At 42.3% G+C, this 14,034-nt stretch carries 11 protein-coding genes; 10 read left to right on the top strand and 1 reads right to left on the bottom strand.

Annotated features, from left to right (window positions below; translation table 11 throughout):
- Positions 1-14: 14 nt before the first annotated feature.
- The 10 genes from MED121_RS05985 to MED121_RS05940 all read left to right on the top strand — a co-directional run bounded on the left by MED121_RS05985 (position 15) and on the right by MED121_RS05940 (position 11,489).
- Positions 15-1,025: an ArsJ-associated glyceraldehyde-3-phosphate dehydrogenase gene (locus MED121_RS05985; protein ID WP_009832734.1), complete on the top strand. Its 1,011-nt coding sequence runs from the start codon at positions 15-17 to the stop codon at positions 1,023-1,025.
- Positions 1,026-1,047: 22 nt separating this feature from the next.
- Positions 1,048-2,349: an organoarsenical effux MFS transporter ArsJ gene (gene arsJ, locus MED121_RS05980; protein ID WP_009832733.1), complete on the top strand. Its 1,302-nt coding sequence runs from the start codon at positions 1,048-1,050 to the stop codon at positions 2,347-2,349.
- A 300-nt stretch (positions 2,350-2,649) separates the two neighbouring features.
- A complete protein-coding gene (locus MED121_RS05975; protein ID WP_009832732.1) occupies positions 2,650-3,777 on the top strand; it encodes an ABC transporter ATP-binding protein in 1,128 nt (375 codons plus the stop codon).
- Positions 3,770-4,918: an ABC transporter ATP-binding protein gene (locus MED121_RS05970; protein ID WP_009832731.1), complete on the top strand. Its 1,149-nt coding sequence runs from the start codon at positions 3,770-3,772 to the stop codon at positions 4,916-4,918. Before MED121_RS05975 ends, MED121_RS05970 begins: the two co-directional genes overlap by 8 nt.
- 57 nt (positions 4,919-4,975) lie before the next feature.
- A complete protein-coding gene (locus tag MED121_RS05965) occupies positions 4,976-5,842 on the top strand; it encodes a sugar ABC transporter permease (RefSeq protein WP_009832730.1) in 867 nt (288 codons plus the stop codon).
- A 97-nt stretch (positions 5,843-5,939) separates the two neighbouring features.
- On the top strand, positions 5,940-6,716 hold the full coding sequence (locus MED121_RS05960) for a carbohydrate ABC transporter permease (RefSeq protein WP_036179483.1): 777 nt from the start codon (positions 5,940-5,942) through the stop codon (positions 6,714-6,716).
- Positions 6,717-6,725: 9 nt separating this feature from the next.
- The gene (locus MED121_RS05955; RefSeq protein WP_009832728.1) at positions 6,726-6,998 is read left to right on the top strand and encodes a DUF2160 domain-containing protein; all 273 of its coding nucleotides are present in this window, start codon (positions 6,726-6,728) and stop codon (positions 6,996-6,998) included.
- A 97-nt stretch (positions 6,999-7,095) separates the two neighbouring features.
- Complete coding sequence (locus tag MED121_RS05950; protein ID WP_036178813.1) at positions 7,096-8,841, top strand: ABC transporter substrate-binding protein; 1,746 nt, start codon at positions 7,096-7,098, stop codon at positions 8,839-8,841.
- A 255-nt stretch (positions 8,842-9,096) separates the two neighbouring features.
- Positions 9,097-10,473: a glycine--tRNA ligase gene (locus MED121_RS05945; RefSeq protein ID WP_009832726.1), complete on the top strand. Its 1,377-nt coding sequence runs from the start codon at positions 9,097-9,099 to the stop codon at positions 10,471-10,473.
- Positions 10,474-10,928: 455 nt separating this feature from the next.
- Entirely contained in the window at positions 10,929-11,489 is a 561-nt protein-coding gene (locus MED121_RS05940) for an outer membrane beta-barrel protein (RefSeq protein WP_009832725.1), read from the top strand.
- A gap of 307 nt (positions 11,490-11,796) precedes the next feature.
- Here MED121_RS05940 and MED121_RS05935 read toward each other — a convergent pair whose 3' ends face one another.
- Entirely contained in the window at positions 11,797-13,917 is a 2,121-nt protein-coding gene (locus MED121_RS05935) for a methyl-accepting chemotaxis protein (RefSeq protein ID WP_009832724.1), read from the bottom strand.
- Positions 13,918-14,034: the final 117 nt, after the last annotated feature.

Raw genomic sequence — 14,034 nt, 5'->3', positions numbered from 1 at the left:
AAGTGAGAAAAGTGATGACGATTAAAGTAGGTATAAACGGTTTTGGACGTATGGGTCGCTTAGCACTGCGTGCTGCTTGGGATTGGCCCGAATTAGAATTCGTGCAAATTAATGATCCAGCAGGTGACGCGACAACCTTGGCTCACTTGTTAAATTATGACTCTGTTCAAGGGACTTGGCAGCATACCGCTGAGGTCGAGGGTGATGAGATTCACATTGGCAGTAAGCTGATTAAAACTTCACAAAATAAAACGATTGCAGAAACAGACTGGTCTGCTTGTGATCTTGTCATTGAAGCATCCGGTAAGATGAATAAAAAAGCACGTCTTGAAGCTTATCTTGAACAGGGTGTGAAGCGTGTTGTTGTGACGGCACCGGTTAAAGAAGAGGGTGTACTCAATGTGGTGATGGGGGTAAATGACGAAGCCTATGACAAAGACATTCACAAAATAGTCACCGCAGCGTCTTGTACCACTAACTGCCTTGCCCCTGTGGTAAAAGTGATCCATGAATCACTGGGGATTAAACATGGCTCAATGACCACTATCCATGACATTACCAATACCCAAACTATCTTGGATGCGCCCCATAAAGACTTACGACGTGCCCGTGCTTGTGGTCAAAGTTTGATTCCGACAACAACCGGTTCTGCAACGGCAATTACTCACATTTTTCCGGAACTAAAAGGTAAGTTGAATGGCCACGCTGTGCGTATTCCTTTGGCAAATGCATCTTTGACTGATTGTGTTTTCGAAGTCAATAAGGCGACTAACCAAGCAGAGGTCAATCAATTACTGCAAGCCGCAGCGGAAGGCGAACTGAAAGGCATTCTTGGTTACGAAGAAAAGCCATTAGTATCAGTTGATTATAAAGGTGATAAGCGCTCAGGCATTATTGATGCGTTATCCACCATGGTGGTAAATGATACTCAGGTAAAACTGTATGTCTGGTACGACAATGAGTGGGGTTATGCCAACCGAGCGGCTGAGCTTGCCTTGAAAGTTGGTTTGTCTGATCAATCATAAGTGAGTTAACCCAGAGTTTTTGATGATGCAGATGATAGAAAAATTCAAACAATTGCCTGAACTATTCAGGCAATACCTTTTGGTTACGACAAACTATTGGTGCTTTACCCTGACTGATGGTGCTTTACGAATGCTGGTGGTGCTTTATTTCTACCAGCTTGGTTATGGCGCATTAGAAATAGCCTTGTTGTTTGTTTTTTATGAGTTTTTTGGCGTGATTACAAACCTGTTTGGTGGTTGGTTAGGGGCGAGAATTGGCCTTAATCGAACCATGAATATTGGTTTGTTTATCCAAATTTTAGCCCTTGGTATGCTGCTTGTTCCCCAAGTTTATCTCACGGTTGCTTGGGTGATGGCGGCACAGGCGTTATCAGGTATTGCCAAAGATCTGAATAAAATGAGTGCTAAGAGTGCGGTGAAATCTCTGGCGAACTTTAAGTTTGATGATAAAGCGCAAACCTCTCTTGCATTGAATGCCGCAGCAGAAGCGCGTTTGTTTAAACTGGTTGCTGTGTTAACTGGCTCAAAGAACACCCTGAAAGGCGTTGGCTTTTTTCTGGGTGGTGTTTTACTGGCTTGGTTAGGCTTTCAGGGTGCTGTGCTTGCCATGTTGTTGCTTTTGGTTGTTATCTTGATTGTGAGCTTGGTGCGTCTTAAGCAAGATCTAGGTAAAGCGAAAAATAAACCTAAGTTTAAACAGATTTTTTCCAAAAGCCGTGCGATTAACATTTTATCAGCAGCCAGATTGTTTTTGTTCTGTGCACGAGATGTTTGGTTTGTTGTGGCTTTACCTGTTTATCTTGCTGCAGAGATAGGTTGGGAGCATGAATGGGTCGGTGGCTTCTTAGCGACCTGGGTGATCATTTATGGGTTAGTGCAATCGGGCGCACCTAACTTGATTAACCGCTTTTCAGCAAAAGCGGTAAACGCTGCCAATAAAGAAGCCAAAATGGCTTGCTTCTGGGGGCTGGTTTTAACCCTAATTACTGGCTTAATTGCATTAGGCTTAGTCAGTGATGTCTCCGCATTTTGGGTATTAATGATTGGCTTGGCAGGCTTTGCTGTTGCCTTTGCGATTAATTCTTCTTTGCATAGTTTTTTGATTGTGCATTATGCCAGTGATGATGGTGTTTCATTAGATGTTGGCTTTTATTATATGGCCAATGCTATGGGCAGATTGCTCGGTACATTAATGTCCGGTTACCTTTATCAAAGTTATGGCCTAGAAGCCTGTATTGGTTTTTCTGTAGGCTTGCTATTCGTCGCAAGCATGATAGCGATTGCGTTACCCAATCAAGCAACAAAAGCTAAGCAAGCCGCTTAGTTTTTACTAAAAAGCGGCTTTGGCTCTGATTAAAAGCCGCTGATTCCCTCCTAAAAAACTGTTCATTCGACTGTTCAACTGAACAGTTATGAACAAGGTGAACACTGATTAGCTGTTCACTTCTTATTTCAAATCTAGCTTGTTAACTTTCTTAAAGTCTAAATAAACTCAATAAAAACATATGTTTATTTCATTTTTGTGACTTTTGGCACAAGCCTTGTATTAAGTATTAAACACGTTTTACACAGTGCAGTACTTTTTGCACACAGTGACAACAACAATAAATAAACTGGAAATACCATGTCTTTGACTCTTGAGAAGATAACCAAGGTGGTTGATGGTGAACTGCACATTAATGATGTGAACCTCAACTTTGAACCTGGATCCTTTAATGTTTTGCTTGGTCGTACACTGGCCGGTAAAACCACTTTGATGCGTTTGATGGCGGGTCTAGAAAAGCCCACTTCAGGCCGCGTATTAATGAATGGTGCTGATATGACGGGCGTACCTGTACGCCAACGTAATGTCTCCATGGTGTATCAGCAATTTATCAATTACCCCAATTTAAGTGTCTATGACAATATTGCTTCGCCGTTACGTCTGGCGGGTGATGACAAACAAACCATAGATAGAAAAGTGCGAGAAACGGCAGAAATTCTTCGCATTGAAAACTTTCTAACCCGTATGCCATTAGAGTTATCTGGTGGTCAGCAGCAGCGTACTGCTATGGCCCGTGCCTTGATTAAGGATGCGGACCTCATCTTATTTGATGAGCCCCTAGTTAACCTTGACTACAAGTTACGTGAAGAACTACGCCAAGAAATGCGCGAGTTATTTAAGGTACGCAATACCATCGCTGTTTACGCAACGACAGAGCCAAATGAAGCCCTCGCGCTTGGCGGTACGACCACTGTGTTACATGAAGGCCGTTCGATTCAATACGGTGAAACCGCTGAAGTTTATAACTTCCCAGATACGGTGGCTTGTGCCGAGCTTTTCTCTGAGCCGCCATTAAATCTGACCAAAGGCGAAATTTCAGACAGTGAAGTGACATTAGACCAAGCGACTCACTTCCCACTTAATGCTGACCTTGCAGGCCTTGGCCGTGGTAATTACATCTTTGGTGTACGTCCAAGTCATTTAGCACTCTTCCCTGTTAATGAAGACGATTTAGAAATTTCAGTACGTGTTGAACTGGCTGAAATTAGTGGTTCAGAAACCTTCTTACATGTGCGTAATAAACACTTGTCTTTGGTACTTCACCTAACGGGTATTTATCAATATGAAGTGGATGCTTCCATCAAGGTTTACATGCCAACCCATAAAATCTTTGTCTTTGATGAAGATGGCAAGATTCTCAAGGTGCCGACGCGTTTACCCATAGTGAATCAAGCTGGCCAGATTTCAGGAGGTGTTCAACATGGCTGAAATACATCTAAAACAACTGGCACATAGTTACAGTGATAATCCACAAGGCCATAAGGATTATGCCATTCGTGAAATGGATCATGTGTGGGAGAAAGGTGGCGCTTATGCACTCCTTGGCCCCTCTGGCTGTGGTAAATCGACGCTTTTGAACATTATTTCAGGTCTAGTAACCCCTTCAGAAGGCCAGATTTTATTTGATGGTCACGAAGTGAATGCCCTGACACCGCAACAACGAAATATCGCTCAGGTTTTCCAGTTTCCTGTTATCTACGACACTATGAGTGTGTATGACAATTTGGCATTCCCGCTACGTAATGTGGGCAAGTCAGAAGATGTCATTAGCGCCAAAGTCAAAGACATCGCCTACATGCTTGAGCTTGAAGATGTACTCAAGAAAAAAGCCAAAAACCTAACGGCTGATGAGAAACAAAAAGTGTCTATGGGCCGTGGTTTGGTGCGTGATGATGTGTCTGCCATCTTATTTGATGAGCCATTAACCGTTATTGACCCTCACTTGAAGTGGAAGCTGCGTCGCAAGCTTAAGCAGATTCACGAGCAATTCAATATCACCATGGTTTATGTGACCCATGATCAGTTAGAAGCCTCTACTTTTGCTGACAAAATCGCCGTTATGTATGGCGGTCAGGTGGTGCAATTTGGTACTCCAAGAGAGCTGTTTGAAAAGCCGGAACATACCTTTGTGGGTTACTTTATTGGTAGTCCTGGCATGAACTTTTTTGAAGGCAGCTTTCAACAAAATGAGCTTTATCTTGAAGGCCATAAAGTGGCGTTAGATAACGAGATGAAGAGCAAGTTGTCTATCACACCTTATAACCAATTAAAGCTAGGTATTCGACCTGAGTTTGTTGAAGTTTTAGAAGCTGACAGTCCATTGCTAAGTAACTTAGGCAAAGACGAAAAAGGTGCTGAAGCTTTATTGGCAAGCTGTGAGAACTGCTTTAAATGCGAGGTTCTTTTGGTCAGTGATTTGGGTACTTACAAGATAGTCTCGCTTAAGTTAGGTAATACCGAATTTAAAGCTCGCCTACCAGAAGAGCAATCAGTCCCTAAAGGTTCTGCCTATGTGCGCTTCCCAGGGAACTGGTTAAAAGTGTATGCGGACGAATATTTGGTTGATTAATTAAGCGATTAATCACGTTACAACAATGACCTTGCAAAAACTGCTGAGACTTTTGAAATGAATAAAGTAGAAAATAATAAAGCCTGGTTTTTAGTGTTGCCAGTATTCTTACTGGTGGCCTTTAGTGCCGTCGTGCCACTGATGACAGTGGTTAACTATTCGGTACAGGACATATTTGATGCCACCAACCGTTACTTTGTTGGGGTGGAGTGGTTTAAAGAAGTGTTACGTGACCCTAGGTTGCATGACTCTTTAATCCGTCAATTTATCTTCTCATTTTGTGTATTACTGATCGAAGTACCGTTAGGTATTTGTGTTGCACTTATGATGCCTAAAGAAGGGCGCTGGTCAGCATTATGCTTGATCTTGCTTGCCATTCCTTTGCTTATCCCTTGGAACGTTGTTGGTACTATTTGGCAGATCTTTGGTCGTGCTGATATTGGTCTAATGGGTTACTACCTCAATGCCATGGGTATTGATTACAACTATGCAGGTAACTCAGGTGATGCTTGGGCAACTGTATTATTAATGGACGTATGGCACTGGACATCCTTGATCGCTCTGCTTTGCTATTCAGGCTTGCGCGCTATTCCAGATGCTTATTACCAAGCGGCGCGAATTGACCGCGCATCAGGCTGGGCTATCTTCCGTTACATCCAGCTTCCTAAGCTACAAAGTGTACTGCTAATCGGTATTTTATTGCGCTTTATGGACAGTTTCATGATTTACACAGAGCCCTTCGTATTAACGGGTGGCGGCCCGGGTAACTCAACGACTTTCTTGAGCCAAACTTTGACAACCATGGCGATTGGCCAATTCGACCTAGGTCGTGCCGGTGCATTCTCCCTTATTTACTTCCTAATCATCCTATTGGTGAGTTGGTTGTTATACACAGCAATGACACATGTAGAGAAAGGGGAATAATATGTCGACTAAAACCCTCAATAGCAGCAATGATTTTGCGCAAGCTGCAAAGAAGAACAAAGGCATCGCCCTACCTTTTACCAAAGGTCAATTTGGTATGGTGTGTTACCTGCTGTTTGTTTTAGTGCCTATCTATTGGTTGTTGAACATGTCGTTCAAAACCAACCAAGAAATTTTGGGTGGCTTATCGCTTTTCCCACAAAATTTCACCTTGGATAACTATCGCGTCATTTTTACTGACCCGACTTGGTACAACGGTTATTTAAACTCAATTTACTATGTGTCACTTAATACTGTGATCTCATTGTTGGTTGCTTTGCCAGCGGCTTATGCCTTCTCTCGCTATAAGTTTGTCGGTGATAAGCATTTGTTCTTCTGGTTACTGACTAACCGTATGTCACCGCCAGCGGTTTTCCTACTGCCATTCTTCCAGCTTTATTCAAGCGTGGGCCTATTTGATACCCATATCGCTGTGGCGTTAGCCCATTGCTTGTTTAACGTGCCACTGGCGGTGTGGATCTTAGAAGGTTTTATGTCTGGTGTACCTAAAGAAATTGATGAAACCGCTTATATCGATGGTTATAGCTTCCCGCATTTCTTTGCCAAGATCTTTTTGCCAATGATTCGCTCAGGTATCGGTGTAACCGCCTTCTTCTGCTTCATGTTTAGTTGGGTAGAGCTGTTATTAGCGAGAACTTTGACCTCGATTGATGCCAAACCGATTGGTGCTGTCATGACGCGGACCATTACCGCCTCCGGGGTCGACTGGGGCGTTTTAGCCGCCGCCGGTTGTTTAACTATCGTACCAGGTGTCTTGGTGATCTGGTTTGTTCGTAACCATGTGGCTAAGGGCTTCGCCCTTGGTCGAGTATAGGAGAAGCACATGAACTGGATGGCTTGGACCTTACCTGTTGCAATCTTTTTCGCCTGTATTGCGGGCATTCTTGTACTCATGACGATTAATGAAATTCGTCATCCTGCAGTCGAACGCAAAGGTTTCTTACCGATTATGACGACACCTGGAGACAGGTTGTTTATCGGTTTGTTAAGTAGTGCTTTTTTCCATCTATTCGTAGTGGGAGTTAGCGAAATCAGTATTTGGTATCCCTTTGGGATCTCAATCGTTTGGCTTTTGTTTGTACTTAAAAAAGGTTAACCCAAGTACATATGCGGCATCTCTTATGCCTTCTTAAGGGATGTCAAAAAATTTCAAACACAATGAAGCAAGTAGTACGTCAACTAGTGAGGATTATATGAAATACAATAAAAATAAAGTGTATAAATCGGTGCTAATCGCCAGCGCTATTGGTGCCTGCAGCGCGAGCTGGAATCTCTATGCAGACCAATATCAAGATGCAGCGAAACGCTGGATCAGTGACGAGTTCACCGTCTCTACTTTATCGTCTGACCAACAAATGAGCGAATTTGATTGGTTTACGAAAGCAGCAAAACCTTACCGTGGTATGGAAATTAACGTTGCTTCTGAGACGATCGCGACACATGAATATGAAGCGAAAGTGTTAGCTAAAGCTTTCTATGAAATCACAGGGATTAAAGTTAACCATGACTTGATTCAAGAAGGTGATGTGGTTGAGAAACTGCAGACTCAAATGCAGTCAGATCGTAACATCTATGATGCTTATGTGAATGACTCTGACTTGATTGGTACTCACTTCCGTTACGGTAAAGTGGTACCTATCAGTGATTTCATGGTAGGTGAAGGTGCGCAAGTAACCAACCCTGACTTGGATCTAGATGATTTTATCGGTATCAGTTTTACCACAGCACCTGATGGTAAAATCTATCAACTACCTGACCAGCAATTCGCTAACCTTTACTGGTTCCGTGCTGACTGGTTTGAACGTGAAGATCTAAAAGCCCAGTTCAAATCTATCTATGGTTATGAGCTAGGTGTGCCACAAAACTGGTCTGCATACGAAGATATCGCTAAATTCTTCTCTGAAGATGTTGGCACTATCGACGGCAAAAAAGTTTACGGCCACATGGATTACGGTAAAAAAGACCCATCATTGGGCTGGCGCTTCACTGACGCTTGGTTCTCTATGGCAGGGGCTGGTGACAAAGGCATTCCAAACGGCCTACCGGTAGACGAATGGGGTATCCGCATGGAAGATTGCCGCCCTGTTGGTTCAAGTGTCGCTCGTGGTGGTGCAACTAACGGTCCTGCGGCTGTTTATGCAACCACTAAATATGTTGATTGGCTACGTAAGTACGCGCCACCAGAAGCGCAAGGTATGACCTTTGGTGAAGCGGGCCCTGTACCTGCACAAGGTAGCGTTGCTCAGCAAATCTTCTGGTACACAGCCTTTACTGCGGGTATGACATCACCTGATCTGCCTGTTGTAAATGCAGACGGTACGCCAAAATGGCGTATGGCACCTTCGCCAAAAGGGCCATATTGGGAAGAAGGTATGAAGTTGGGTTATCAAGACACAGGTTCTTGGACTCTGATGAAGAGCACACCACTTGATCGTCGCCAAGCTGCTTGGTTATACGCTCAGTTCACGGTTGCTAAATCCGTTTCTTTGAAGAAAACACTGGTTGGTTTAACACCAATTCGTGAGTCTGATATCAACTCGCCTGAGATGACAGCGGCAGCGCCTAAACTAGGTGGTTTGGTTGAATTCTACCGTAGTCCTGCTCGTGTAATGTGGACACCGACTGGTGCGAACGTGCCTGATTACCCTAAGCTAGCTCAGCTATGGTGGCAGTACATTGCAGAAGCGGCTAATGGTGAAAAAACACCGCAAGAAGCTCTGAACGGTTTGGCTAAAGCGCAAGATAAAGTACTACAACGTCTTGAGCGTGCTAAAGCGCAAAAAGTATGTGGACCTCAGTTGAACCCAATTAAAGATGAGTCTTATTGGTTAAATCAGCCTGGTTCGCCTAAAGCGAAACTTTCTAACGAGAAGCCACAAGGTGTAACCGTACCTTACAACGACTTGTTGAAAGCTTGGTCTGAAGGTCGTGCGAGCTAATCGACCTTGATATAGATTGACTCTTTTAGAAGTAAAGGAAGGGACGTGCCTTCCTTAAACCTCCGTTGGCCCTCTTAGTTTTAAGAGGGCCTTTTTTATGGGGGCTAATTAGGGGTTATCGGGTTTTAAGTCGGCCTTGGCATTGAGACCAGAACCCTCAGCGCGTACAATGTGCGGCTATCGACTCTTTCGTATCTTGAAAAACGTCTTTGAGTCTCATTTTACTTACTAACTTCTATATAGGTGTGTTTAGAAATGCCAGCTAAAACAATGGATGAACTCGTCTCCCTTTGTAAACGTCGCGGATTTATTTTCCAAGGCAGTGAAATCTACGGTGGTATGCAAGGGGCTTACGATTATGGTCCGCTTGGTGTGGAATTAAAAAACAACCTTAAAAACGCTTGGTGGCGTGCCATGGTGTATGAGCGTGATGACGTTGAAGGTCTAGACGCGGCTATCGTACAAAACAAGCTTGTTTATAAATATTCAGGTCATGAAGATACTTTCACTGACCCTATGGTTGATTGCCATGAGTGTAAAGCGCGTATGCGTGCTGACCATATGAAAGACATCAAGGTATGTGACAACTGTGGTTCGTCTGATGTGACTGAACCACGTGACTTCAACCTAATGTTTAAAACGAACGTGGGTCCTATGGTGGATGAAGAGTCTTATACTTATCTTCGTCCTGAAACCGCTCAAGGTATTTTTACCAACTTTAAAAACGTGGTGGATTCTACCTCTCGTGCGCTGCCTTTTGGTATCGCTCAAATTGGTAAATCTTTCCGTAACGAAATCACACCACGTAACTTTATCTTCCGCGTACGTGAATTTGAGCAAATGGAATTAGAATTCTTCTGTAAGCCAGGTGAAGATGAAAAATGGCACGAGACTTGGGTCGCTTTGCGTAAGCAATGGTGGCTAGATCAGGGTCTTGGTGAAGAAAATATCGAATTTGAATATGTGACAGGTGATGATCTGTCTCATTACTCTAAATCAACGGTGGATATCTTGTACAAGTTTCCACATGGTTTTGAAGAGCTTGAAGGGGTTGCTAACCGTACTGATTACGATCTTGGCTCCCACACTAAAGCGCAAGCTGAGTTCGGCATCACAGCGAATGTGAAAGAGAACTCAGATTCTACCGCGAAACTTGCGGTACGTGATTTGGCTGAAAACAAGTGGGAAGTGCCTTTCTGTATCGAGCCTTCAGCAGGTCTTGATCGTGGTGTATTGGCCGTGATGACAGAAGCCTACACAGAAGAAGAGTTGGCTGATGGTAAATCTCGTACTGTGCTTAAGTTTAAGCCGCACCTAGCGCCGATCAAAGTCGCTATCATGCCGCTTAAAAAGAACAAGCCAGAGATTGTTGCCCTAGCGAAAGAGCTGAAGAACAAACTACAGAAACTAGGTCTAGGTCGTATTCTTTATGAAAACACAGGTAACGTAGGTAAAGGCTATCGTCGTCATGACGAAGTAGGTACACCTATCTGTGTAACGGTTGATTTCGACTCTATCGAAAAAGAAGGTGCACCAGTGACTGTACGTGACCGTGACACTATGGAGCAAATCACAGTACCAGCAGCAGAGCTTGCTGGTTATGTTGTGAACTACTTCATCAACCAAGATTAGTTTATATTTTTAAATGAGTTCTTAGTTGAAAAATAGTTGATAAAAAACGTCGCTTTATGCGGCGTTTTTTTGTTTTAAAGAAGAAAACATATAAAAGTTCAGTCCTAGGCATTATAAACTCTCAATTTAAATAAAGTGCCTTATTTCCGTGACTGTTTGTATGATTATTAATTTCGATTCTATTGAAAAGATGTTAGTGACCTTTTTATCGCATGGAGAAAATCACACTCTCTGCTAATGAATTAGCTGGCTATGTTGTGAAATGTTTCATCAACCAAGATTAGTTTATATTTTTAAACGAGATTTTAGCTGATTAAAAAATTGTGAGAAGAAGGAAAGTCTTGTTGAATACCTTAGATATATAATAAAATATTACAGCCTATTACATTGATATATAAAGATATTTACATTAGGTATGAAACGATTAAATAAAAGGTCAATAGGGATTTTAAAGAATGAAAAAGAATTTTATTACTGCGGTAATTGTTGTTGCATCATCTCAAGCTGTTGCAGATAATACGGTTTACATTGGCGCTGGTGGCCAGTTAGGTACATTTGAACAAACGAATACTGCAGATTTTGATGGCGCTGATTTTACAGCGCTTCAACTAACTTTAGGTGCTTATGTCTATGGAAACCATGCACTTGAAGTAAGGCTTACTAGTGGCATGAGTGGTGAAGAGTTTACGCATTCTGGCGATGAACAGACTCTTCAAGTATCTGATGCTATGTCTGTCTTCTATCGTTATGATTTTGAATTAACTAAAAGCACTAAAATTTACCCGTTAGTTGGTTTTACTGAGGCTGATTTTGATGTTGTATATACAAGCTCTAGTAATAGCGATTATACAATTGTAGATTCTTCTGGTTTATCCTATGGCCTAGGGGTTAATACTGAAATTTCAGAAGATGTAAAGATTTATGCTGAATATATTAGTTATTTTAGCGACGATAAAGGCTCAAATACTATTGATTATACTGGTTTTTCTGCTGGTGTGAACTTCTTGTTTGACTAGGTTATCTCTAATACCTATAGGGCTATTTTTATATTAGCCTTATAGGTGTCTTTTTTACTTTCCAGAATATCTTTTTTATCCTTCCAGAAAACTTAATTTCCAGAAAGCTTAACTTTCTAATACAGTTGTCTTAAAAACGGTAACTAAGGGCAAGTGGCCTAACTAAACTAATAGTGAGTTTTAGTATATTAGCCATTATAAATTTCGGTTTAATTATAGAGGTTAAGGCTATCTTGTTTGCTAAAACTATTTAAGGAAATGAAAACCAACTCCACAAAATTACTTGGAAGTTGGTTTTAATTGAAGTTTAAACCTTAAACTTGGTCACTAGTTCCTTTAGCTCATCAGCATGTAGCTCAAGTTGCTGGCTCGTCTCATTTGAACTGGTTGCTCCTGAGGCCGTTTGAGTGGCAACGGATGTGATGTTGTTCACATTAGAACTAATGCTATCTGTCACACTTCGTTGCTGCTCAGCAGCGCTGGAAACCTGAATAATCAAATCATTAACATCATCGATATTATGAATAATATTAACCAGCTTTTGGTTAGCATCCATTGTCATTGATTCAGACTCTAATGCTCTTTCACTGCCCACTTGCATAGAGTTAACTGCTTCTAGGGCACTGGCTTGAAGGCGCTCAATTTTCTCTTGAATCTCAGCGGTTGAATCTTGCGTACGTTTTGCCAAAGAGCGAACCTCATCGGCAACCACGGCAAAGCCTCGGCCTTGTTCACCTGCACGAGCGGCTTCGATCGCGGCATTAAGGGCAAGTAGGTTGGTTTGATCAGCGATATCTCGAATCACATCCATAACAGTGTGTATTTCTTTACTGTCATGGCTCACACGGTTGATGACTTCGCTGGAGTGTTTAACATCTTGCGCTAAGGCTTCAATCGAGCTGCTTGCTTTATTAAGGACATTTTGCCCTTCGGCTGCAATGGCTTTCATCTTGCCAGTTGAATCGGCTGCCGTGACTGTATTGTCTGCTACGTTTTGAGCGGTTGCACTTAGCTCGGTTACCGCAGAAGCCAGCTGCATCACATCACCTTGTTGCTGATTCGCTCCCTCTAAGGTTTCTGCTGAAATACGCGCCGATTGAGTGGCATTGTCTGTGATCTGATCACTGGAAATGATGACTTGCTTCAACAGGGGTTGAATCTGGTCAAGGAATTGATTGCAGGCATCGCTTAGCTGGCCTAATTCATCAACCGATCTATGTTGTAACCTGTGGGTAAAGTCACCTTGTGCCACTTGTTTCATAAAGCCAGTTAGCTTAACAACGGGGCGAGAGATTTGGCTCGATAACCACCAGATGATAACAATGGAGATCAGAGTGATCACTAGACCCACTAGGATGAACTGAATGTTTTGCTGGAATTGCTGCTCGCTTGTTGCTTGGTTTAGCTTGATTAAGTCCGCTAGCACAACCGCTTTAGGCACACTGATCCATAAAGACCAGTTAGGGATACCTGCTCCTACCTTGATGCTTATCATCGCCTGAAAATTCTCATCTTCAGGATCATTGATTAACTCAAAGGTGTCTTTGTTCATGTTTTCAATGATATGTGACGCTTTGCTTGGTAAAAAGCTACGAATATTATTGCCCGTTTCTTTTTTGTCGCTGTCTGAGGCGATACCACCTCGGTTACTGATAATGAGCACACGGTTATTACCGTTATATAGCTTGTCGCTAAGTTGTTTGGCAATTCCTTCTAGACTTTTTAATGAAATATCGAGTCCTGTAATGCCGACAAACTTTTGTCGAATCATAATCGGAGTCACTAAAGAGGTAAGCAGCGTATCCACCCCATTAACTGGATAAATATAAGGCTCAATTAAGCAATTGCTATGGCTATCTTTAGAGCAAAGGTAATATTCACCAACACGGTCTGTGCCGTCAGGTCGGCTGCTATCGTCATAACTTAATAGCGCTTCTACTTGAGGCCTGCCGGTATTGGAGCGGGTCCAATAGGGGATAAAGCGACCGCTTTCATCATAACCAAGCGCGCTTTGGTTTTTATATTTATCATCTTGATTATCTAAGGCATTTTCTTCCCAAAGGGTATACACCCCAAGGACTTCTGGACGCTTATCTAATGCACTTTGCAAAATGCCATTAAAATTGTCCCTTAGATTATCTTGCTCTAATTGGGTATCAGCCGCTGTTTTTAAACTAATAAAAGTACGCGCTAGATCCTCATTGATCAAAAAGCCAGTTTGCAAGAGGTTGGTGATATGTTCCGCACTGTTGCTTAGTCGACCTTCTAGCTGCTTCTCGAATAAGTTGAAAAACACTGTTTGGGTATTATCTTGAACTTCATGTTGCAGACTTTTGGTCGACAAAATAGAAAATGCAGAAAGACAAAGAATGGCAATAAGTGTTGCGAGACCAGTGAAGAGTGAGATTTTTAACTGAATTGATTTCATTAACAAAGCTCTCTTGTTTAAAGTTTAATCAATATTGTGTGGGGCAGTAAAAAAGCCTAAGCATTTCAACTAGTTAATGTTTTTAATTAGCTTTATCTAATATTTCATTTATATTTC

The sequence above is a fragment of the Marinomonas sp. MED121 genome (genome assembly GCF_000153025.1).
Lineage (GTDB): Bacteria > Pseudomonadota > Gammaproteobacteria > Pseudomonadales > Marinomonadaceae > Marinomonas.
This window is presented reverse-complemented; position numbering and strand designations above follow the sequence as displayed.

Coding starts and splice junctions, on each gene's coding strand:
- MED121_RS05985 (WP_009832734.1), top strand. CDS start 15: ATGACGATTAAAGTAGGTATAAACGGTTTTGGACGTATGGGTCGCTTA.
- arsJ (WP_009832733.1), top strand. CDS start 1,048: ATGATGCAGATGATAGAAAAATTCAAACAATTGCCTGAACTATTCAGG.
- MED121_RS05975 (WP_009832732.1), top strand. CDS start 2,650: ATGTCTTTGACTCTTGAGAAGATAACCAAGGTGGTTGATGGTGAACTG.
- MED121_RS05970 (WP_009832731.1), top strand. CDS start 3,770: ATGGCTGAAATACATCTAAAACAACTGGCACATAGTTACAGTGATAAT.
- MED121_RS05965 (WP_009832730.1), top strand. CDS start 4,976: ATGAATAAAGTAGAAAATAATAAAGCCTGGTTTTTAGTGTTGCCAGTA.
- MED121_RS05960 (WP_036179483.1), top strand. CDS start 5,940: ATGGTGTGTTACCTGCTGTTTGTTTTAGTGCCTATCTATTGGTTGTTG.
- MED121_RS05955 (WP_009832728.1), top strand. CDS start 6,726: ATGAACTGGATGGCTTGGACCTTACCTGTTGCAATCTTTTTCGCCTGT.
- MED121_RS05950 (WP_036178813.1), top strand. CDS start 7,096: ATGAAATACAATAAAAATAAAGTGTATAAATCGGTGCTAATCGCCAGC.
- MED121_RS05945 (WP_009832726.1), top strand. CDS start 9,097: ATGCCAGCTAAAACAATGGATGAACTCGTCTCCCTTTGTAAACGTCGC.
- MED121_RS05940 (WP_009832725.1), top strand. CDS start 10,929: ATGAAAAAGAATTTTATTACTGCGGTAATTGTTGTTGCATCATCTCAA.
- MED121_RS05935 (WP_009832724.1), bottom strand. CDS start 13,917: ATGAAATCAATTCAGTTAAAAATCTCACTCTTCACTGGTCTCGCAACA.